General features: G+C 59.6%; 25 protein-coding genes. 12 read left to right on the top strand and 13 right to left on the bottom strand.

Annotated features, from left to right (window positions below; all coding sequences use genetic code 11):
- Positions 1-21: 21 nt before the first annotated feature.
- Positions 22-279: a hypothetical protein gene (locus ACZ5WT_RS10930; RefSeq protein WP_464283821.1), complete on the top strand. Its 258-nt coding sequence runs from the start codon at positions 22-24 to the stop codon at positions 277-279.
- Between the two features lie 380 nt (positions 280-659).
- On the opposite strand, the gene ACZ5WT_RS10925 is transcribed toward ACZ5WT_RS10930, so the two are convergent.
- Positions 660-1,043: an HNH endonuclease gene (locus tag ACZ5WT_RS10925; protein ID WP_464283820.1), complete on the bottom strand. Its 384-nt coding sequence runs from the start codon at positions 1,041-1,043 to the stop codon at positions 660-662.
- Positions 1,044-1,129: 86 nt separating this feature from the next.
- Between ACZ5WT_RS10925 and ACZ5WT_RS10920 the strand changes: the two genes are divergently transcribed.
- Positions 1,130-1,498, top strand: a complete 369-nt coding sequence (locus ACZ5WT_RS10920) for a hypothetical protein (RefSeq protein WP_464283819.1) — start codon at positions 1,130-1,132, stop codon at positions 1,496-1,498.
- A 455-nt stretch (positions 1,499-1,953) separates the two neighbouring features.
- On the top strand, positions 1,954-2,103 hold the full coding sequence (locus tag ACZ5WT_RS10915; protein WP_464283818.1) for a hypothetical protein: 150 nt from the start codon (positions 1,954-1,956) through the stop codon (positions 2,101-2,103).
- A gap of 36 nt (positions 2,104-2,139) precedes the next feature.
- On the opposite strand, the gene ACZ5WT_RS10910 is transcribed toward ACZ5WT_RS10915, so the two are convergent.
- Complete coding sequence (locus ACZ5WT_RS10910; protein WP_464283817.1) at positions 2,140-2,409, bottom strand: hypothetical protein; 270 nt, start codon at positions 2,407-2,409, stop codon at positions 2,140-2,142.
- Positions 2,410-2,502: 93 nt separating this feature from the next.
- Positions 2,503-2,796: a hypothetical protein gene (locus ACZ5WT_RS10905; protein ID WP_464283816.1), complete on the bottom strand. Its 294-nt coding sequence runs from the start codon at positions 2,794-2,796 to the stop codon at positions 2,503-2,505.
- Positions 2,797-3,126: 330 nt separating this feature from the next.
- Here ACZ5WT_RS10905 and ACZ5WT_RS10900 point away from each other — a divergent pair, with 330 nt between their 5' ends.
- Positions 3,127-3,261 (top strand): hypothetical protein, encoded by a 135-nt coding sequence (locus tag ACZ5WT_RS10900; protein ID WP_464283815.1) that lies wholly within the window; start codon positions 3,127-3,129, stop codon positions 3,259-3,261.
- 627 nt (positions 3,262-3,888) lie between these two features.
- Here the strand turns inward: ACZ5WT_RS10900 and ACZ5WT_RS10895 are convergent.
- The gene (locus ACZ5WT_RS10895) at positions 3,889-4,587 is read right to left on the bottom strand and encodes an outer membrane protein (RefSeq protein ID WP_464283814.1); all 699 of its coding nucleotides are present in this window, start codon (positions 4,585-4,587) and stop codon (positions 3,889-3,891) included.
- Positions 4,588-4,714: 127 nt separating this feature from the next.
- Positions 4,715-5,236 carry a hypothetical protein gene (locus ACZ5WT_RS10890; protein ID WP_464283813.1) on the bottom strand — a complete coding sequence of 174 codons (522 nt, stop codon included), beginning with the start codon at positions 5,234-5,236 and terminating at the stop codon, positions 4,715-4,717.
- A 149-nt stretch (positions 5,237-5,385) separates the two neighbouring features.
- Between ACZ5WT_RS10890 and ACZ5WT_RS10885 the strand changes: the two genes are divergently transcribed.
- Positions 5,386-6,831 (top strand): ATP-dependent nuclease, encoded by a 1,446-nt coding sequence (locus tag ACZ5WT_RS10885; RefSeq protein WP_464283812.1) that lies wholly within the window; start codon positions 5,386-5,388, stop codon positions 6,829-6,831.
- On the opposite strand, the gene ACZ5WT_RS10880 is transcribed toward ACZ5WT_RS10885, so the two are convergent.
- From ACZ5WT_RS10880 to ACZ5WT_RS10865, 4 genes are read right to left on the bottom strand one after another with little or no spacing between them, the layout of a single operon-like run.
- On the bottom strand, positions 6,828-7,799 hold the full coding sequence (locus ACZ5WT_RS10880; protein WP_464283811.1) for a toprim domain-containing protein: 972 nt from the start codon (positions 7,797-7,799) through the stop codon (positions 6,828-6,830). The genes ACZ5WT_RS10885 and ACZ5WT_RS10880 overlap by 4 nt on opposite strands.
- Positions 7,786-9,285, bottom strand: a complete 1,500-nt coding sequence (locus tag ACZ5WT_RS10875; protein ID WP_464283810.1) for a DEAD/DEAH box helicase — start codon at positions 9,283-9,285, stop codon at positions 7,786-7,788. Before ACZ5WT_RS10875 ends, ACZ5WT_RS10880 begins: the two co-directional genes overlap by 14 nt.
- Positions 9,282-9,785 carry a hypothetical protein gene (locus ACZ5WT_RS10870; protein ID WP_464283809.1) on the bottom strand — a complete coding sequence of 168 codons (504 nt, stop codon included), beginning with the start codon at positions 9,783-9,785 and terminating at the stop codon, positions 9,282-9,284. The genes ACZ5WT_RS10875 and ACZ5WT_RS10870 overlap by 4 nt, the downstream gene beginning before the upstream one ends.
- The gene (locus ACZ5WT_RS10865) at positions 9,782-10,060 is read right to left on the bottom strand and encodes a hypothetical protein (protein WP_464283808.1); all 279 of its coding nucleotides are present in this window, start codon (positions 10,058-10,060) and stop codon (positions 9,782-9,784) included. Before ACZ5WT_RS10865 ends, ACZ5WT_RS10870 begins: the two co-directional genes overlap by 4 nt.
- A gap of 471 nt (positions 10,061-10,531) precedes the next feature.
- Here ACZ5WT_RS10865 and ACZ5WT_RS10860 point away from each other — a divergent pair, with 471 nt between their 5' ends.
- The 4 genes from ACZ5WT_RS10860 (at position 10,532) to ACZ5WT_RS10845 (ending at position 12,284) form a co-directional block, all read left to right on the top strand.
- On the top strand, positions 10,532-11,173 hold the full coding sequence (locus tag ACZ5WT_RS10860) for a LexA family transcriptional regulator (RefSeq protein ID WP_464283807.1): 642 nt from the start codon (positions 10,532-10,534) through the stop codon (positions 11,171-11,173).
- A gap of 137 nt (positions 11,174-11,310) precedes the next feature.
- Complete coding sequence (locus tag ACZ5WT_RS10855) at positions 11,311-11,667, top strand: hypothetical protein (RefSeq protein WP_464283806.1); 357 nt, start codon at positions 11,311-11,313, stop codon at positions 11,665-11,667.
- Positions 11,668-11,742: 75 nt separating this feature from the next.
- A complete protein-coding gene (locus ACZ5WT_RS10850; RefSeq protein WP_464283805.1) occupies positions 11,743-12,048 on the top strand; it encodes a hypothetical protein in 306 nt (101 codons plus the stop codon).
- A complete protein-coding gene (locus ACZ5WT_RS10845) occupies positions 12,045-12,284 on the top strand; it encodes a hypothetical protein (RefSeq protein WP_464283804.1) in 240 nt (79 codons plus the stop codon). Before ACZ5WT_RS10850 ends, ACZ5WT_RS10845 begins: the two co-directional genes overlap by 4 nt.
- Positions 12,285-12,417: 133 nt before the next feature.
- Here the strand turns inward: ACZ5WT_RS10845 and ACZ5WT_RS10840 are convergent, their stop codons facing one another.
- Positions 12,418-12,672: a hypothetical protein gene (locus tag ACZ5WT_RS10840; protein WP_464283803.1), complete on the bottom strand. Its 255-nt coding sequence runs from the start codon at positions 12,670-12,672 to the stop codon at positions 12,418-12,420.
- Positions 12,673-13,274: 602 nt separating this feature from the next.
- Here ACZ5WT_RS10840 and ACZ5WT_RS10835 point away from each other — a divergent pair.
- Positions 13,275-14,483: a tyrosine-type recombinase/integrase gene (locus ACZ5WT_RS10835; RefSeq protein WP_464283802.1), complete on the top strand. Its 1,209-nt coding sequence runs from the start codon at positions 13,275-13,277 to the stop codon at positions 14,481-14,483.
- A gap of 150 nt (positions 14,484-14,633) precedes the next feature.
- Here ACZ5WT_RS10835 and ACZ5WT_RS10830 read toward each other — a convergent pair whose 3' ends face one another.
- A complete protein-coding gene (locus ACZ5WT_RS10830; RefSeq protein WP_464283801.1) occupies positions 14,634-14,942 on the bottom strand; it encodes a hypothetical protein in 309 nt (102 codons plus the stop codon).
- 273 nt (positions 14,943-15,215) lie between these two features.
- Between ACZ5WT_RS10830 and ACZ5WT_RS10825 the strand changes: the two genes are divergently transcribed.
- A complete protein-coding gene (locus ACZ5WT_RS10825) occupies positions 15,216-15,713 on the top strand; it encodes a MarR family winged helix-turn-helix transcriptional regulator (RefSeq protein WP_464283800.1) in 498 nt (165 codons plus the stop codon).
- Positions 15,714-15,789: 76 nt separating this feature from the next.
- Here the strand turns inward: ACZ5WT_RS10825 and ACZ5WT_RS10820 are convergent, their stop codons facing one another.
- Positions 15,790-16,401: a biotin transporter BioY gene (locus ACZ5WT_RS10820; RefSeq protein WP_464283799.1), complete on the bottom strand. Its 612-nt coding sequence runs from the start codon at positions 16,399-16,401 to the stop codon at positions 15,790-15,792.
- 98 nt (positions 16,402-16,499) lie between these two features.
- On the opposite strand from ACZ5WT_RS10820, the gene ACZ5WT_RS10815 reads away from it, so the two are divergent.
- Positions 16,500-17,414, top strand: a complete 915-nt coding sequence (locus tag ACZ5WT_RS10815; RefSeq protein ID WP_464283798.1) for an MBL fold metallo-hydrolase — start codon at positions 16,500-16,502, stop codon at positions 17,412-17,414.
- Here the strand turns inward: ACZ5WT_RS10815 and ACZ5WT_RS10810 are convergent.
- Positions 17,404-18,228 carry a DUF1499 domain-containing protein gene (locus ACZ5WT_RS10810; RefSeq protein WP_464283797.1) on the bottom strand — a complete coding sequence of 275 codons (825 nt, stop codon included), beginning with the start codon at positions 18,226-18,228 and terminating at the stop codon, positions 17,404-17,406. The genes ACZ5WT_RS10815 and ACZ5WT_RS10810 overlap by 11 nt on opposite strands.
- Positions 18,229-18,237: the final 9 nt, after the last annotated feature.

The following is an 18,237-nucleotide window of genomic DNA, read 5'->3' as shown; positions in this document are numbered from 1 at the left end:
ACTCCGAATGGAATATTGTTTATGGGCAACGATTCGGAGGTGACCTGGGAAATGGGAAGCAGTGGGAAGCACTATATTTCGGGGGAATACATTTACGGCCCTACCGACAGCGGAAAGTTCTACATCAGCGGCGGCTACATCTACGGGCCGCGAAATTCCGGGAAGTTTTACATCGATGGAGATTACATCTACGGCCCTTGGCAATCAGGCCGCTGGTTCATAAGCGGAGGCTATTTTTACGGGCCTCCTAACGAGGAACTCCCATGGCTGCGCGCCTAGATACACATCACCCCCTTCGGGGGTGGCCCCAACTTTTGTTTCTGAATTTCATCTCGGTGCGAACGCTCCCCCCAGCCGGTCAGGCCCCCAAAGGGCTGTAGAGATTAGGCCCTCCCCCCCTATTGGGCCGGCGTCCGTCGATAGCGTCTTGGCAACCACGATCCCAAAGCCTTGGGAACACAATCGGTTCTCGGTCGTTCGCCCCATGTGCCCTGGAGTTGAGACATGCTGACTATTCGGGAAAAGCGCAGACGGATCAAAGCAGGGAAGCTGGCCCTACTGGTAGTAGCCGCGGTCATCGTTCTGACCCCGAAGGACTTCAACCCTCTCCCGAACATGGCATTCCCTGGCATCGGACAAGCCGTAGCAGCTGAGTAGAACTAGCCGCGGTTCCATGGGTGATCGGCATAGGTCGGGAGACCACTGATGTCGTTCCCCTGCTCTTCCCGCCCGTGCTCTTCGCGCTGCTTGGTGATGTCGTGGTCATCCGCGCATAGCGGCTGCCAGTTGTCTCTATCCCAGAACAGACGCTGATCCCCTTTATGGGGGATGATGTGATCAACGCGCAGTCCAATGCGGCGCGGGTTGGCCTCGGGCGTCCCATCCATACGCATGGTGCCGGGGTTGAGCAGGCCACGCGCTTGGCACCTCACACAGAACTGGTTGCCGGGCTCGGAGAGGAATGCCTTGCGGGCACGTTGCCATTTGCTGCCGTAGCCACGCTCGGCGGTCTTGGTTCGTTGGGCACCAGAATTTGTCGCCAATCACAATTCCTCCCCGCGAGGCCCAGGCTATTGGCAGGTCGTCACATTCCCGCTTTAAGTCTCTGCCTGTTTGGTTTGGAGGAGAAATGACAGCTTACAAGGACATTTCGCAGGACTACGCGAAAACCGGGATCAAAGCAGTAACGCTGCTCAACGGAGGCGCAATAGTCGCGCTGCTAACCCAACTCACGGCGCTATCTGGGATCGCAGCGTCTGTCCTACTGGCCGGCGTTTTTTGGACCATTGGAGTTTCGCTGGCCGCTTCTGCTTGGTTCTTCGGTCACATGGCCGCCCAACACGTTCTGATATTCGAGCGTGACGATGCCGACGCAATGCTGGACCGTGCCTACCGGTGGATGCACGCAGCCATAGCCAGCGTCATCGCAGCGCTCATTTCCTTCGTGGCCGGGTCGCTGTGGCTATTCATCGGCTACTACACAGCCAATTCTGCCTAGACCGATACAAAAGCAAATCCTTTCTACGCGCAACGATTGATTGAGCATGTCATTGCGGCAATTATAAATTAGTTAGCCGACATGAGGTGCGAGATGATGCATCCAGTGGCCCGTCTTAAACGAACCATCGGTGATTTGTTGCGAGACAAGTCATTGCTCGAGAAATGCAGGTTTTTGTCGCCCGTCGATATTGCCGCGCAGATCACTGACGTCATGACTGCGCATGAAGTCCCGATTCGGAATATTGTGGTGACGCCGCTGTCGCCAGATCAGGACTGCAGATACTGTGTTTCGTATGAGTTGGACGAGAGCGGCGAGACACAAGCTCAGCGGTTCTTTCGCCGGACTGCCTGATCCTGGACAACGGGCTAGGAATTCCATTCCTGCCAGCCAGCGGAGGCTTGGCACTTGGCGGTATGTTTGTTCTAGTCGGCAGACAAACGGAGGGCTCAGCCATGTCGGCATCAAAGGCTATCGAAAACGCGCAGAGCGCCAAATACGGCAAGGATGTCGATGAGAAGATCGCCTACCTTGCAAGCGCCATCGAAGAGTTGGCTAAAGCCATCAAGGACATCGAGTACGAGATGTACCGCAGCAAGAAGTAGTCCCCTGGCTGTTATGCCAAGGGCTGGGGAATGGGGTTAGGCCGGCTGTGGCGTGATGTGGTCTATGCCGTAGCAACGAGAGGTCACGAGGGTGACGCCCTCGCGCTGCTCAAGCTCTGCGCGCCAGCCTGGAATGAAGTCGTCCAGTTCGTCTACGCTAAAGCCACCCCGGCAGCCCCGTCCCTCAAGATCAATCATCGCAGGCTGAGCGCCCCAACGTTTGCTGTAGGCGTCATAGGCACGCAGGTGCATATCCCAAGGGATGCCACCAGTGAGGCGCTGCACTGGCGCACGCTTGTCGGCCATGCTGTCTCTCCAATGCAAAAGCCCCTCTGGCAAGAGAGGGGCCGAATTACAGACCGCTACAGACGGCTATTGAAGCGCCATCGGCCGAGGTGCTTAGTCACGACACAAGGGACGCAATTCCTCGACTAACCTTTCCAAACCACGCTTGAGTTCTGCAACTGCCTTGATAGACGCCTGCGTGCGCTGATCCGTCTTGTTAGAGGAACGCAACGCTGACAGATCAGCATCGATCAAATCCAGGCTGCACTCCATTTCAGCCAGGGTGAGGCTATCGCCGATGCCTGAGGACTTTGCGTCCTCCACTTCGCGGCGGAACCGGGCCATGTCCGGCTTCCAAGTCTCGGTCACGTAGATCAGGGATGGGGGTAAAAGTTCTTGTGTTTCCATTTGCAATTTCCACCAAATCTCAGCGCGCCGCAGCGCAACGGGTTCAGTGTCGATCACATCGACAGAAATGACATAGGAGCGACAACGGCGACGTCAAGGGGCCCAAGTCGAGGTTCTAGGCCCTCGATTTGTCGACGCCAGGAGCGCGCAATTGTCGGCATTGGTTTCAGCGTTCGGTAACTCGATCACCGCTACCTGTTCGGTATGCAAACACCGACCGAACGACGTCACGAAGATCGCGAGGCGCCAACACTACGGGGCCCAGCCATCGCGGATTTGGGGCAAGCACGTGTTTCTGTGTCCGTGCTCAATGTATCGCACGCGGGGCTCATGATGGAGCTGACCGAAGAGGCTACACTGCCGACGTCCTTCACCTTGCTGTTCGCCGACGCCAAGCAGCCATGCGAACTGGTATGGAGAAAAGGCGCGATTGCTGGTGTGCGCTTCGCGGTGGACCCGAAATAGCCGGTTGTCGGCCATCACGGGCACCGCATACCAGCTGAGCGCACAGGGCTCTGCCAATTAACGCCACAGCGGAATATATTCGCCACAATATGTGCTTCGTGCGCCCTTGCCTTGGCCGACAGCGATCGGAACCAGAGGGCCAACCAGATAGTGTAGGAACTATGTGTCAAACCAAGACGGCGCCAATAGCGAACGGAATGCAGCCAGGTTGACGATTATTGATTACGAAATCAGCAAGGCACGTAAGTTTGGAAGCGTCGGGCCTTGGTGGCTCCCAAATCCATGGTTGGATGAACTCTTGCGCGAACGACAGCAGCTTTGCCCGGGCTTGCAGGCGGCTCGCCAGCGCAAATAAAAAGGCCCGCCGAAGCGAGCCTTGATCTGACGCACTGCGCCAACATATGCAAACTATGGAGTGAGTTGCCCCGCCCGTCAAGCGCGCCGACCAATGACTGCTGACGACCCCACAGCGGCCATTCACCGAAATCTGCCTAAAGTCGAAAAGCCGACTTCCAGCCGCCATCAGCAAGAACCTTGGGCTTCTGTTGGGAGACGAAAAAAATTGAACAGCGCTAGAAAGGAAGGCCCGACAATGTCGGGACCTCGCGTGATTTCAGGGCTGCCAGCTCAGAACCGAAAGTTCAGGCCAGCCTTTACGGTTTGTAGTTTCAGACTTTCCGCTGCTGGTGCGGTCGGGACAGCAGGGTCTGTCGCGTTCGCAGTGCCGAGGTCCGCGTAGGCGTATTCCGCCTGCACTGAAATATTTTCGGTGATGGCATATTCGAGGCCAGCGCCCATGGTCCAGCCAATGCGATTGGAGGCCTTCAAGTCTGGGACCGGAAAGAGGCTTCCGCTGAGCACGGGATTGAAGCGGCCGTGAGCGAGGCCGCCGTGAACGTAGATCAGTAGGCTATCGGTCGGCAGGACGCCGGCACGACCGCGAATGGTGCCGAGGTAACCAAGCTTGGAGCTGTAATCCAAGCCAAGACCAGGGTCGACCATGCCGGTTTCGAAGCCCGAAAGTGCGATATCAGCGACCGCGCCAAGCAAGAACGAATCCACCTGGTAGTCGTAACCAAGTTGGACGCCAGCTAAGCCGGTGACCTTGTCGTCGATGGCGACAAACATCGCAAGCAAGGGAATATTGAAGCTAGACGTGGATTGGCTCCGCGCGGCCCCTGCAAAAACGCCGGCATAGAAGCCTGTCCAGTCATATACCGGCTCAGTGACAACGGGCGTCGGTACGGAAATCACGCCGAGGTCCTCGGCAAATGCACCGGTAGTCAACAAAGCAGCACAGGCTGCAACAATGGCAATTCTCTTCATAATGCCCCCGAAAGTGACTCGAGTTAGTTGCTAACTATACGAATCGTCAAGAACAAGTGGGGACGTCCGGTTGAGCCCTCCCCATTCCAATAGCCGTCATTCCGCTCCCCACCCCATTCAAGCCGCCTCAAGGTCGCCGCGGCGCCGCCGTAAACTTGAAATGCACAGCAAGGTCATCAAGCGCATCGAGGAGGTCGCGCGTGCCACGAGCGCGTGCCCGCGAGCTCTTACCGGCAACCATGGTGATGGATTGATCATAAACAACGACGCGCTCTACCAAGCTTGAGCGGACCATGCCCAGGTGGCGCACGGCATCCTTGTACTGCCGCCTGGCGTCCTCGCCGATTTCTGCCGTCGCGCCATACGCCTGCCCGGAGGTGTCGACCTTTACCGCCGCATAGTCGATAGCCCGCGCCCCGCCGATTTGGGCACGATCATGCAATAGCCTGTATTTGGCGGCCGCCGCCTCCTGCGGTTCGGTAACGCCCTTAATGCGGGCCAGTCCACCGATCAGCTCGAGCATATTCATCGCAACGCCAACCTTGCCGACGTGTGGCCCGGTCTTGGTACGGCGTTGATGGAAATACTCTGCGTCCGTCATCGCGGGGTCGGGCACTAGGCGGACCTGGACGAACTCGTGCTTGGACATGAAACGACCTCTCGGGTGGGAGAGGTCGGGCAGGCTGATGTGACTTCGTTAGCATGCCAGCCGCTTGAGACAGTAGCAAGCTTTTATTAGCCCCAACGAACTAAGAAGATGCAGACCGGCCATTTAGCTGCGCAGTAGAGGAACTACCGTTGTCGGATCCCAAAAAGATACTTTCGAGCAAATATCTGCCCCAAAATCGGTTTCAAAATTTTGGTCAAGCAATAGTATCGGCCAAAATACGGGGGTTTCGGGGAATTTCTACCGATATCGATTTTGAGTATCCTGTAACGGCACTCTCAGGATTTAATGGTTCAGGGAAGAGCACGATTGGGCAGCTTATGCTGTGCGGGTACAAGTATCTTCAGAACCAACCTGCGCAGAAGCGCTTCTACGTGGCCAATTTCTTCCCTGTATCGGCCGCTGACCCTGAGCCTTTTACCGCTGACGCAGCGGTAACATTTCGTTACCAAACGGAAAGGGCCGACGTTCTCCAGGAACTAACAGTAGCCCGGAGCGTGAAGGAGTGGTCTGGCTACAAACGACAGCCATCAAAGAATACCGAATACATTGGTTTTACCGTCTACATCCCGAAAGTCGAGCGTCGGGACATGTCAATTTACAGTGCCAAGAACCTGCTACTTACAGAGCGGTCTGCCTCAAGCAACGCGAAAACCTACGTTAGCCGTATTTTGGGATCGGAATACCAGGATGTTTACTTTCAGGGAGTAAGCGCTCGGTCCAAACAAAGCGAGCTAGGCATGGCGAAGCGCTTTGGACACATATACTCAGAAAATAACATGGGATTTGGCGAAGGCCGTGTCGTGTATACCGTTCGCCTTCTGGAATCATGCCCTGAAAAGAGCCTAATTGTCTTGGAAGAACCGGAGACTTCGCTTCACGAGAACGCTCAATACGAGTTGGCGAAGTATCTAATCGATGTATCTTCGCGTCGCGGGCATCAGATTATTTTCTCGACCCACTCCAGTCACATGATGAACGCACTTCCCGCGGAGGGGCGAAAGCTGCTCGTCCGGTCCGGCACCGGGGTCCAGGTCTTTGACAGAGTATCCTCATCGAGAATTAAGACAGCGCTTTCGGCCGGTGCGAACGGTCATACAATAGTCTGCGTAGAAGACAATTTCGCTCAATCCAAGCTCAGGGAAATCCTCCGGCAACATAGCCTGCCTTTGCTTTCTTCCGTGTCAATAGTACCCTTCGGCGATGCCAAGGCAGTCCTTTCGGCACAAAGTGCTTTGGTACAATCTGGCTTCAGAGCCATAGCCGTCCGCGATGCAGACATGCCTGAAAACAGAGCCCAGAATCAGTTCCGCTTGCCCGGACGTCTCCCGCCGGAGAAAGAGGTGTTTCACACTCCTGCAGTGACTCAGATGCTTCTTAATAACTACGGCATCGACTTTGGCGCACTGATGGCGGCCAATCCAGACTTGGATCACCACAAATACGCTGAGGTGTGCTGCGAAAAAGCCCAAGTATCGAGAGAGGTTTTGGAATCTGACTGCATACGGGTCTTTTTGAATCATCAAGAACCGGACTGGTCGAGGGAACTTTGCCAGTTAATTTCAGCGGCAGCCTAAAACTTGCTTCGTTCCAGAAATACGTCGTTCCAGTCGGTTCCGACATTGGGCGGTATCTCGACCTGTGTGAAGACCTTTCGAAGCTCCAGGCGGTTCGCCAGCGTGTAGGCCGCCTTCTGGCCGTCCTTGTTGGCGTCATTGTCCCCGAAGATCAGAATGTCTTTGAAACCCTCGGGCGGCTCCCAGACGGCCAAGCGGCCGCTGTTCAGCGCGGCCCAGACCGGCACACGAAACATTGCTGACGCCGCCAGTGCGGTTTCCACGCCCTCGGCAATCCCGAGGACCGGGTGTTTCGGCTCAAGCCGCATCAATCGCACCGCGCCGCCGTCCGGCAGCTTCCCGATGGTCAACCGCGGGTTCCGCATCGGGGATTTGTTGCCGTCATCGGTCAGGAAAGTGCGTTGGAGACCTGACAACCCGCCACTCCGATCCACATAGGCCGAGAGCATGCCGGCGCGGGTCGCCTCGCCGTAGGGTATAGCGGGATGGAAGCGAAGGGCGCGGCTTTCCACCACGACCCCCAGCCGACGCCGCAGGTATTGCCCGGCGGGGTTGTCGGCGGCGATGGGCTTGCCGCCACGCCAAAGGGCGACCACCTGCGCATGATCCTCCGCGGGGTTCGGCTCATTATGCGGGGCGCTTACGGCTACAGGACTGCTTTCCGTGCCGATGATGGTTTCCACGAGCCGCGCAGCCTCGGGGAAATCACAGCGCTTCATGTCCATGATCAACGCGAAACCGTTCCCGGCGCTGCCGTTGGCGTTTTCGCTTTCGCTGCTGTGAGACTGGTTGCAGAACCACGTCCCCTTGCCGTCCTTGTCGTCGAACCTGAAGCGGTCCTTGCCACCGCAGACTGGGCAGGCCGTGCCTCGGTTGGTCAGCAGCTGGGCATCGGCCCCTAGCGCCGGAAGGATTTCGCGCCAGCGGTTCTGTGCCCGTTGCATGATGGGGGTTCTATGCTGGTGCATTCTCGCCTCCCTGCGCCTTGCGCGCCTTGTCCATTGATTTCGCGTACCTGATGTTTCCCGAGCGAACCCAATTGTGGACCTCCGGCCCCGGCTGCTTGACCACGGCGCGCAGGCCCCGGGGCCAGACGCCAAATCGGTCTCGGTAGCGATGCGACGCCCAGCCCTCGCTCTTGCCCCGGTTTTCCACGAACCAGAGCAAGCCAGACCAGAAGCGCTGCTTGGCCTCGCGGTCATCCGCGAGCTTTGCCCCAGCCACCTGGAACAACTCGCCATCAGCGGTGTCGATGGCCTCACGGCGTACTGGCGCAAATCCACATTCTGGGCAGGCGTGGACACCGGCTGGCTTCAGGGCGTGGCACGAGCTGCACTCTTTTGGAACCTTGAGTTCTCGAAGCTTGGCTTTCGCCTTGCTGGCTTCCTTGCGCTTCCCGTCGTCCAGGCGCTCGTGCTGGATATCGGTCACGAACCCCAAATTCAGGGTGGTGTCGGAATGATCGAGGATCAGGCAATCGGCCTTTCCGTCCGCCGTCCGAAGCCCGCGCCCGATAATCTGGACGTAGAGAATTTCGCTCTTCGTCGGCCGGGCGAGAATGATGCAGCGCACATCCCAATCCACGCCGGTGGTCAAAACCCCCACGTTGACCACGACCTTGACCCGCCCGCTGGCGAAGGCCCTTGCGACTTCCTTCCGCTCGTCTCGCTCGGTGAAGCCATCGACGTAGGCTGTCGTGACCCCTGCGCGTTCGAACTCGTCGACCAGGGAACGCGCGTGCGCCCGATTAACCGCAAAGCAGAGGGTTGGGCGGTTCTCGCCCTTAGACAGCCAGGTCGAAACGATGTCGGCCGTGAGCTGCGGTTTGTCCATCGCCGCTGCCGAGCCAGCTTCATCATAGTCGCCGGCAACGGTTCCCACGCCAGACAAGTCGGGGTGTGACGGAGCATAGGCACGAAATGGCGTCAGCCGTCTGCGTTCAATGAGCTGGGCCAGAGACACCGGACGGATCAGGTCGGTGTAGTGCTTGCCTAGCCCCTTCGACCATGGCGTCGCACTGAGCCCGATGAATGGCAGTGTCGTCCGCTCTGCCATCCACGTCGTGATGATCTTGAATAGTTGATGGGCCTCGTCGACGATCACGAGGTCTGTTTCTGGCAGGCGACGGCGCGCCAACGTTTGCACGCTGGCCACCTGCACCGGCTGCGTGCGGTCGGTGCCCGGGTGGTCGGCCTGGATGACGCCAACACTGGTCACCCCGTATTTGGCCAGACGCTCCACGGTTTGGTCGATCAACTCGATGGCCGGGACCACGAACACCACGCGCTTCGACTTTGCCAAGGCGCGCTGAATGATCTTCACGGCGGTTTCGGTCTTGCCGGCGCCAGTCGGCATCTGCAGCATTGGCCGACGACGGCCAGCGCCGACGGCCAGGTATGTCTCGTCGATGCCCTGCTGCTGATAGTCGAACAACTGGAGGTCGGAGGCCATCATGCCCGTTCCCCCTCAGTGCTGACTGATGGTTTAGTGCCTCTCTGGCTAAGTCCTTGCTTCCCCCTACCTCCTACATCCTCCCCTCCATCCTCCATCTGCGGAGCCATTTCGGAACCAGTTCCGAACTGGTGGGGAACTGGATCCGAACTCACATCGCCTAAGCCGACATAAGTTCGGAATTGCTCGGGCATGGGGTGAACGTCGTTCGGCTTCTTCGGTCGTTGAAACTTGCGGAAGTTCCGAATTGCACCGTATTTGCGGCCGTCGATTTCGTAACCGGCCACCGCGTCAATCGACACCAGTTCGGTAAGCAGGGTATCGACATCGACGTGATCGGCAGGAAACAGCCTCATCTTGATCGTGGTCAGCTTCCACTCAAAGATGCCCTTGTCATCTGCTTCGACGCCAAGGCCGAGGAATAGCAACCGTGCGTCCCGGCTCACCTGCACCAAATCCTCGTCGGTAAAAAACCCGGGGTGGATTGATCGGATGCGGCTCATACCCGGTCCATCCCGAGCAGATCAGCGAGACTGTTCCATGCGGCGACCAGCGCCACCGCATGCTTGAGGTTCGGATCGCTGGCATTGGCCCGGAACGCAACGCGATAGCTGTCAAACGCAGCGCGTTCGGGATCGCCGCGCATGTCGACAACGTTCAGACCCAGCGTCCGCAGGTAATCAACATCGGCAGCAGGCGATGAGCGGAGCAAGTAGGTTACGTCGTTGCCCTCGACTTGGGACATGGCTTCGCCATCCACGATCTCGTCGTGTTTCATTTCCAGATCCTTGGATTGGTGGCCGGGGGCGATTGTCACATCAGCCTGCCCGACCGAGATTAGGGGATATCGAGCCTATGCTCGAGCGTGGCTGATCGGCGGACCCTCGCGCGCATGTGGCGTCGGGCTCATGCAGCTTCTCCCGGCACCTCAAAGAACAGGCTATCGCTCCAAGTGTGGCCTTCCGACATTGCGGCCTGACGGATCTTAGCCATTGCCTTAGCCGTAGGCTGGGCGCCAAACTCCCAGCGAGAGACGCTGCCTTGACCGACGCCCACCAGAGCCGCGAATTCAGCGACGTTCAGGCGGAACACGGTCTCGCGAATGTGCCGAAGCGGGGTCATCCCCGTTTTTGGGCGGCGAACTGCCCGCGTCGCTATTGCGCCGATACCGGGACTTTGGGGGGCAGGATTTGTTTCCATGCGCCGCAACCTATGCGCAAACGGAATTATCCGCAATTAGATTTTTTCGATGTTAACCAAAATCCGTGTATGGGTGTGGAGAGACCATCTGTTTTCGGATATAAATCCGCGTATGGACATTTTTGACAAGCTCGACAGAATCCTTGAACAGCCCGGCTGGACGCAGGTTCGCGTGTCAGAGCAGCTCGGCGTTGCGCAATCATCCGTCAATCGCTGGCGCCAGCGTCAGTCCGAGCCTCGCGGTCATTATCGCGATGCTGTTGCAGACATCTATCAGTCGATGTTTGGTGACCCTCTACGCGCAGCAGACGGTGTTCAGCAGGTCCCTCTTCTGTCCTGGATCAGTGCCGGCGCCCTATCCACGGACGAAGTGGCGCAGGAAGCAATTGGCACCGTTCTTGTAGCTGATTTGCCCCCAGGAGACTGGCTTGCCCTTGAGGTTCAAGGGACCAGCATGGACCGCATTTCACCGCCTGGCAGCCGAATCTTCGTGAACCGGAAGGATAAGACGCTGGTCACGAATGCCTGCTACGTCATCGACGACGGCGAGGGCCACGCGACATACAAGCGGTTCCGGCCTAATCCCACCCGGTTCGAGCCCGTATCAACCGATCCGACGCATGAAACGCTGTTCCCCGATAACGAGCCCACCATCGTGGGGCGTGTCGGGCTCTCTCAAATCCGGATGTAGACATCCAAGGATAATCGCCCGCGTGAAACTTCCGCATTCGGAAGTCAACCCCGCACTAGCTATCTGATTGCGGATTTTCTGTTTGCGGATATTCCGCATTTAGATAAATTGCCTTCAACGAACCGTTGGAGGCACACATGCCGTCACCCACCCTCACCCGCCGTGCCCTACTTGCTGGAACTGGCGCAACCATCGCAAGCACTGCGCTTGCTGTCCCCTTTGCTCAGGCTGCCTGTGCGCTGCAGGACGATATCCGTTCTATTGACCCGGTCATCATCGAAGCGATCGCAGACTGGAACCACCGCCAGGATGCCGCTGCACTCGCATGGGCAGCTTGGGACGAACGGGAGGTCCGGGCCGTATATCACGGCACCGACGCACGCTACCTGAACTGGGTCGGCCGCCGGGAAGAGGCTGAAGAAGCCCTGGCAAAACTGCTCAAACTGCTGCGGTCCACCGATCTGGACTTGGGCCATATCTACCGTCGCGCCTGACCCGAAAACAAATCGGCTCGGGTAAGCGGTGCAACGCTCCCCGAGCCTCCATCAATACCTTTGGAGGTTCAATTAATGGGCAAACCATCCAGTACCACACGCCGCGCCGCCATTGTAGGGGCCGTCGCTACGGTTACCGCCATATCTCCCGCCCTTGGCGCCGCGTATCGCTCCGGAGCGAAGACCACCGATCAAATGCTGGTCGAACTAGCCGACCAATTCAAACGCGACGCCATGGCAATCGACCCAACGATCACGAGCGTGTGGCTCAGCCGGGACATGCGGATGGAGAGCAACCACGCCGGAGCTCCAAACGCCATCATCTTCGAGCGCAAGGGGGAGCCGCTGCGCGCCAGTGACGAGAAGGCAGGTGCAGCGTGAAGCTCAGTCCGTTCACGTATCCAGAAGACGTGGCGGTGACCCTCCGCAACGAACTCTTCATCGTCGCCTCTCTGTTGTCGACCGCCTCGGATGCCGCCGACTGGAAGTTTCAAGGGCGCGATGTTGAGGCGGCCGCGGTGATCTACGCCGCCCGCAGCAAGGTGGACGAGATCATCGCGGCCATCGCCGATGCTCTGGCCAATGATGACGAAGTGACAAACGGAAACGGTGCGTGATGGCTATGACCAAATCCCCACGCGATCAGCTGATCATCAAGCAGATCGTGGCTGGAATACTGGACGAGAGGATCGGCTGATGCACGAGAAACCTATTGGTTGGCGGATGATCCGTCCGGAGGACAGGAGATGCTCAGGTCAAGGTACCCTGCCGCTTGTCTTCGAGATCCTTTACCTCGATCATAAGCCGATGATACGCGACCAGGAGCTTTCCAAGCTTCTTGGCCCGGTCTGGATGTTTAACCCCCAAAGCAATCAGCTCTTTGGCCTCCGCTCGGAGCTGAAGAAGCAGGTCCTGAAGGTCCGTGGAAATGGTTTGCATCCATCGCCATTCACGCAAGCGGCGGGCAGACGTTCGGATGCGTGCATCAATGTCTTCGGCGCACATCAATTCTCTCCGACTGACCATCGCACGCTACCGCAAGCTCTGGCTCGTTCGATCCATCATGGTCGTAAAGGTGAAAATACGGATAATCGCGGTCGTCAAAGGCGCCCGGACAGAAAGCGTTCCCGACCATCGGCTTGGTTTGAGCTGCGACAGCCGAACACGTTCGCAAGGACCGTCATCAGGACAGCACTGGGGGCAACGCGATGAGCGAGACGATGTGCGAAGCCTTGGACCTTGTATGGGGCGCTGCGGCCATCGCCAAAGTAATCGGACAGACTACCCGCGCAACTTATCACATGCTCGAGGCTGGAGAGCTACCTGCCCGGCAGGTTGGGCGGCGGTGGGTGGCTAGTCGCAGCAACCTCGAAACCTTCTTTGCCGAAACCACGACAGCATTCCAGACGAAGAGGGCTTCGCGGGATGAGTGATGTCGCCGACGACGACGAACCGATGACCCTTAACGACGCTTGCAAGGTCATCTTCAAAAGCGCCATCAGCCCCGCTACGCTACGAGCCGAAGCCCAGCGCGGGCGCCTTGTGATTGAGCGGATCGGCCGGCGCGATTTCGTGACGCGCGCCGCCATCCGGGAAATGAGGAAGAAATGCGAAGTGGACCAGTCAGCAAAGGGCCCCGGCTCTGGCTCCAGCCAGAACGCACAAATGCCAACGGCAGCGTCGAAGCAGGGGTCTGGGTCATTCGCGACGGATCCCGTAAGCGTAGCACGGGCTGCCGCGCTAATGACCTTGGAGGAGCTGAGCAAGCCCTCGAAGCCTACCTCGCGAAAAAGCACAAGCCGCCCAAGCGCAACGGTGATCCCACTGAAGTCCTGATCTCGGACGTGATGAACCTATTCGCCAAGGACATCGTGCCGGAGAGGAGTAGGCCCAAAGAAACCATCTCCCGCATTCGACGCATACTGAGCTGGTGGGGCGACCCCTTGGCATCGTCACGGTTCATGGAACAGGTCGGCGTCTATGAAGAGATGACAGGACATGTCAGCGACGTCAGAACGGCCACCTGCAAGGCATATGTGCAGTTCGTGGATGCGCAGAGATCTGCCTCCATGGATTTGGAACTGCTGCGCGCAGCCATCAATCACGCTCACCGCGAGCAGGTAATAGACCGGCCTGTGCCCGTAGCGTTGCCGCCAAAATCATTGCCGCGTGAGCGCTGGCTGACTCGCGAGGAAGTAGCATTGCTGGTGAGGCTGGCGTGGCGGAGCCGTCGGTCACAAGACGGGCAGCAGGATGCGTGGGCGACGCGGCAGCACCTGGCACGATGGATGCTCATGGCCCACTATACCGGCACCAGAAAGGCGGCGATCCTCAACGCGTCGTTTGTGCGGGAGATCGGCCGGGGCTTCATCGACCTGGATGCCGGGCTCTGGTATCGGCGGGGCGAAGGCGTCAGGGCCACCAAGAAGCGCCAGCCACCTGTGCCGCTGCCGCGCCCACTCCTGGCCCACCTGCGCCGCTGGCACAAAGCCGGGCAGCGATATGTCATCGAGTATCAGGGCAAGCCTATCGACCGAATCGACAAGGCGTTTCGCCAGTTGGTTGTATACAGCCAGCTTGAAGGCGAAATCGTTCCACACACCTTTCGGCATACCGCCATTACCTGGGGGATGCAGCGCGGCATGGACCCGTGGGATGCGGCCGGCTATTTCGGACTGAACCTGCAAACTTTGCTGGACGTATACGGGCACCATCACCCCAATCATCTGCGGGAGGCCGCCGACAAGATGGCGCGGCCCAAGCTCCACCGACAGAGTTCCGACAGAGTTAGCGGAACAAAGCAAGATTTTGGATGACGATCTCGGGTTAAAAGCCCCAGAACACCGGCCTCCCTGCTTTGGGGATGTACTTCGGGAGCAGGGGGTCGCGTGTTCGAATCACGCTACTCCGACCAATCAAGCCCGGCTTCTTCTGAAGCCGGGCTTTTTCGTTCCCAGACCATCCGGCTAGAGCTGATCGTTATATTTTTCCTTGAGCTTGCCGACCATGCGGGCAAGGTCGGAAAACGTGGCCCCTTCATCATTGGCGGCCATGGAATTGGCCATGTGGAGATAGCGCAGCGGGAACAGCACGGCGTCGCGCTGCTGGGGCTCCATATCCTCGGTGAAGCGATCATCGCCCGACAGGGCCTGCTCGGCGCCGCTGAGCGCCTTGGCGATGTCGTCGGTGGTCGCAGCGCCCTTGTCGACGAGCATCTGGTTGATCGCCGCCAAGGCGCAGAGCAGTCCCTGCATCTGTAGGCTTGCTACGTTCATGGCACCCTCCTCCTGCTGGGTTTAACCGTTCGTCCGGGCATTCGTTCCGGCATGCCGGGGTCGCCGCGGGCCGAATTCATGCAGCAAACTTGCGTGATCGCGCGCCCCGCCACAAGCCCGCCATGAACTGGGTTCTTACCAGAATGACCCGACATTTTTGCCGCGATCAGCCGCCGGGGAAACACCCGATTAACGGTTGCTTATTGCAGTCTGCAAAAAACGGTTTTGGCAACGTCTTCGGGGTCGTTGCGGCGACGCGAAGCGTTTGTATGAATGACTCGGCATTGGAATGACCCGAGCAAGACCCCGGCGCAGTCCCGCGTCGGGCCCGACATGGCGCCGGAGTTGGCTTTGCAGTCACTTTCTACATCTGCGCTTGCAGAGCTGCTGGAATTGACCGCCCGCATGCTGCATTCGCGTGGCTACGCGGCGGAGATGTTCCCGGCCCAGTGGACGGCGCTCCGCTACTTTTCGCGGGCTCCCCTTGCCCAGTGCACCGCCAGCGAACTGGCGCGCTTCCAGGGGCTTGCCAATGGCCCTGTCAGCCGCACCGTGCGAACGCTCATCCAGAAGGGTCTGCTGGCCAAGGCGGCCGAGCAGCCAAAGGGGCGTGCCGAGCTGCTTGAGGTGACCGTGGCCGGCCAGGCCATGCTGGCCATCGATCCGACGCTTGAACTTGAAGCCGTACTGTCCGAGCTCCTGCCGGAACAGCAGGAATGCCTTGCCCGCTCACTGGAGGCCGTGGTGCGCGCGCTGTCGACCCAGAAGTGATAAATTGCTCACTGATCATATTATGGGCAAGAAAAAGGCCGGCAGAACCGGCCTTCATCCAGAATGGTCTAGCGGCTTAGCGCTTGACGAAGAGGCTGTATGCGCCCGTGACGGTCAGCGCGGCCAGAGCCATCTTGAGCACGTCCCAGATCACGAAAGGCTGCACGGCGCCGGCAAAGGCCGAAGCGACGACGTTGCTCTGGTCGATCCAGCCAGCCTGGCCGGACAGCAGCAGCAGCCAGGCAAAGCCCAGGGCCAGCAGCACGGCATCAGCCACCACCATCGCGGCGAACAGCGTCAGGGGCTTGCTGGAAGCGCCGCGATCGGCCGCGAAGCCAATGATTGCAGCCATGGCGAGGAAGCCGAGCAGGAAGCCGCCGGTCGGGCCGACGAGATAGGCAAGGCCGCCGCCGGTGGCAAAAACGGGCAGGCCCATCGCGCCTTCGAGCAGGTAGAGCGCCACGGTGGCAACGCCGACGCGCATGCCGAAGGCAGCGGTCAGCGCGGCAATGGCGAAGCCCTGCAACGTCACCGGAACCGGCCACACCGGAACGTTGATCTTGGCGCACAGCGTGATGAGCAGGGTGCCCAGCACCACCGTCGCCAGGTTCGACACCAGCCGGGTGGATTCACTCTTGGGCTGGAATGCTCCAAGGAGCGTGTTGGGCGTGGTCAAAGTCACAGCCATTTCATACCTTCCATGCTGTCTGAACCGGCAACCCTTTCCCGGGCCGCTCGTGTCGTTCAATTTCATGTCCTGTTTAGTCTCTCGGGAAAGTGAGTGCAATGGCGTCTCCCGCTGCCACGCTGTCATTTGACACCAGCTTCGAGCCGCATACCGGCGAGCCGGTGCCGGTTGCGCCGGGTCTGGTGCGCGTCACCGCGTCCAATGCCAGCCCCTACACCTATACCGGCACGAACAGCTTCCTGCTCGGGCATGAGCGGCTGGCGCTGGTTGATCCGGGCCCCGATGAACAGGACCATATCCACGCCCTGATGCGCGCCATTTCCGGGCGCCCGGTCGCCGCAATCCTTTTGACCCACACCCACAGCGATCACAGCGCCTCGGCGGCCAAGCTCGCCCGCAAGCTGGGTGCCCCCCTCTGGTTTGGCGGGCCGCACCGGCTGTCGCGCCCGCTGCGGCGATTCGAGAGCAATCCCTTCCGTCGCTCCTGCGACTGGACACTGATGCCCGATCGCACGCTTACCGACGGAGAACGAATCACGGCCGGCGATATCGAGCTGCGTGTCCACACGACGCCTGGCCACTGCGCCAATCACCTGGCCTTCGGCTTCGGCGACATCCTGCTCACGGGCGACCACATCATGGGGTGGAATTCGACGCTGGTCGCCGTGCCCGACGGGTCAATGACCGACTACCTGGCCTCGCTCGACAAGGTTATCGCCCTGCCCTACCGGCGCTATGTGCCGGCCCATGGCGGTCCCATCGCCGATGGCCCTACCTATGCCCGGGCACTCAGGGCGCATCGCGAAATGCGCAACGAACAGGTGCTGGCCGCCGTAGCCAAGCGAGCCCAGTCGATCACCGCCATCGTCGCGACCATCTACCCCACCCAACCACTGATGGTGCGCCGCGCGGCCAGCCTCACCATCGCGGCCCATGTGGAATATCTGCAGTCCAAGGGATTGCTGGTCGTGTCGCGCGGGCCATTCGGTACCCGCATTCGCCTCAGCTCGTAGGAACCCTGGGCGTCGGCTCGATGTCGGCGTCAGCCTCGACCGGGTCGTTGGCATTGGGATTGTCGCGCAACAGCGTCGTCACCGCGTCGTCGAGCGCACCGAGAAAGGCCTCGATCCGCTTCCCGTTCGAACCAAAATCATGCAGCGCATTGAGCGAAGCCGAGCGCATGTCGACCACCGACGTGCTCAGCGTGCCGGTGACGCGGATCACGGCTTCTTCGCGCCAGCCGGGTAGCGTCACGATCTGCGCGTTGATCTGCCCGGGTTCGAGATCGGCCGTCGGCGCCCGCAGCAGGCGGATATCCCAGCCGTTTTCCTCAACCAGCCGCCTAACCAGCTCGAAGGTCGGCTCCAGGCCCAGCGGATAATTGCGCGTTTCGATATTGGGGAACACCTGCGCCATCTGCGCGCGGGACAGCATGCGCGGCGTCGGCATTGCCGCCATGCCGGGCTCGAACAGCAGCGGCAGGCCATCGCGGTCGGTGGTGGCGATGTCGGTCACCGCCGGATAGCGCAGCATCAGGTTGCCGTACCAGGTGAAGGGCACGAGGCACAGCGCGCCAAACAGCAGCCCGAGCAGCGCCCGGCCCCAGCCCTGATCGCCGGTGAACCAGAGCCGTCCCAGCGCAAAGACGCCGGTGAGCACGGCCAGCGCTGCGGCCACGCCGGCCATCAAAATAAGCACGAGGAACACATCGCTCGGAATCACCCGCAGGTGATGCAGCGCCACCGGAATGACCAGCAACGGCACCGCGACGCTGCCGAGACGGCGCGCCCAGATGGCCCATTTCGATGTTCGGATCAGAATGCGCACGGCCGCCCT

The organism is Devosia sp. T2-14, assembly GCF_055397495.1.
Note: the sequence above shows the minus strand (reverse complement) of the source record. Positions and strands in the feature narration are given on the sequence as shown.

Excerpts from the sequence above, each read along its gene's own strand:
- ACZ5WT_RS10930 (WP_464283821.1), top strand. The coding sequence starts at position 22 with ATGGGCAACGATTCGGAGGTGACCTGGGAAATGGGAAGCAGTGGGAAG.
- ACZ5WT_RS10920 (WP_464283819.1), top strand. The coding sequence starts at position 1,130 with ATGACAGCTTACAAGGACATTTCGCAGGACTACGCGAAAACCGGGATC.
- ACZ5WT_RS10915 (WP_464283818.1), top strand. The coding sequence starts at position 1,954 with ATGTCGGCATCAAAGGCTATCGAAAACGCGCAGAGCGCCAAATACGGC.
- ACZ5WT_RS10910 (WP_464283817.1), bottom strand. The coding sequence starts at position 2,409 with ATGGCCGACAAGCGTGCGCCAGTGCAGCGCCTCACTGGTGGCATCCCT.
- ACZ5WT_RS10905 (WP_464283816.1), bottom strand. The coding sequence starts at position 2,796 with ATGGAAACACAAGAACTTTTACCCCCATCCCTGATCTACGTGACCGAG.
- ACZ5WT_RS10900 (WP_464283815.1), top strand. The coding sequence starts at position 3,127 with ATGATGGAGCTGACCGAAGAGGCTACACTGCCGACGTCCTTCACCTTG.
- ACZ5WT_RS10895 (WP_464283814.1), bottom strand. The coding sequence starts at position 4,587 with ATGAAGAGAATTGCCATTGTTGCAGCCTGTGCTGCTTTGTTGACTACC.
- ACZ5WT_RS10890 (WP_464283813.1), bottom strand. The coding sequence starts at position 5,236 with ATGTCCAAGCACGAGTTCGTCCAGGTCCGCCTAGTGCCCGACCCCGCG.
- ACZ5WT_RS10880 (WP_464283811.1), bottom strand. The coding sequence starts at position 7,799 with ATGCACCAGCATAGAACCCCCATCATGCAACGGGCACAGAACCGCTGG.
- ACZ5WT_RS10875 (WP_464283810.1), bottom strand. The coding sequence starts at position 9,285 with ATGATGGCCTCCGACCTCCAGTTGTTCGACTATCAGCAGCAGGGCATC.
- ACZ5WT_RS10870 (WP_464283809.1), bottom strand. The coding sequence starts at position 9,785 with ATGAGCCGCATCCGATCAATCCACCCCGGGTTTTTTACCGACGAGGAT.
- ACZ5WT_RS10865 (WP_464283808.1), bottom strand. The coding sequence starts at position 10,060 with ATGAAACACGACGAGATCGTGGATGGCGAAGCCATGTCCCAAGTCGAG.
- ACZ5WT_RS10860 (WP_464283807.1), top strand. The coding sequence starts at position 10,532 with ATGTTAACCAAAATCCGTGTATGGGTGTGGAGAGACCATCTGTTTTCG.
- ACZ5WT_RS10855 (WP_464283806.1), top strand. The coding sequence starts at position 11,311 with ATGCCGTCACCCACCCTCACCCGCCGTGCCCTACTTGCTGGAACTGGC.
- ACZ5WT_RS10850 (WP_464283805.1), top strand. The coding sequence starts at position 11,743 with ATGGGCAAACCATCCAGTACCACACGCCGCGCCGCCATTGTAGGGGCC.
- ACZ5WT_RS10840 (WP_464283803.1), bottom strand. The coding sequence starts at position 12,672 with ATGTGCGCCGAAGACATTGATGCACGCATCCGAACGTCTGCCCGCCGC.
- ACZ5WT_RS10835 (WP_464283802.1), top strand. The coding sequence starts at position 13,275 with ATGCGAAGTGGACCAGTCAGCAAAGGGCCCCGGCTCTGGCTCCAGCCA.
- ACZ5WT_RS10830 (WP_464283801.1), bottom strand. The coding sequence starts at position 14,942 with ATGAACGTAGCAAGCCTACAGATGCAGGGACTGCTCTGCGCCTTGGCG.
- ACZ5WT_RS10825 (WP_464283800.1), top strand. The coding sequence starts at position 15,216 with ATGACTCGGCATTGGAATGACCCGAGCAAGACCCCGGCGCAGTCCCGC.
- ACZ5WT_RS10820 (WP_464283799.1), bottom strand. The coding sequence starts at position 16,401 with ATGGCTGTGACTTTGACCACGCCCAACACGCTCCTTGGAGCATTCCAG.
- ACZ5WT_RS10815 (WP_464283798.1), top strand. The coding sequence starts at position 16,500 with ATGGCGTCTCCCGCTGCCACGCTGTCATTTGACACCAGCTTCGAGCCG.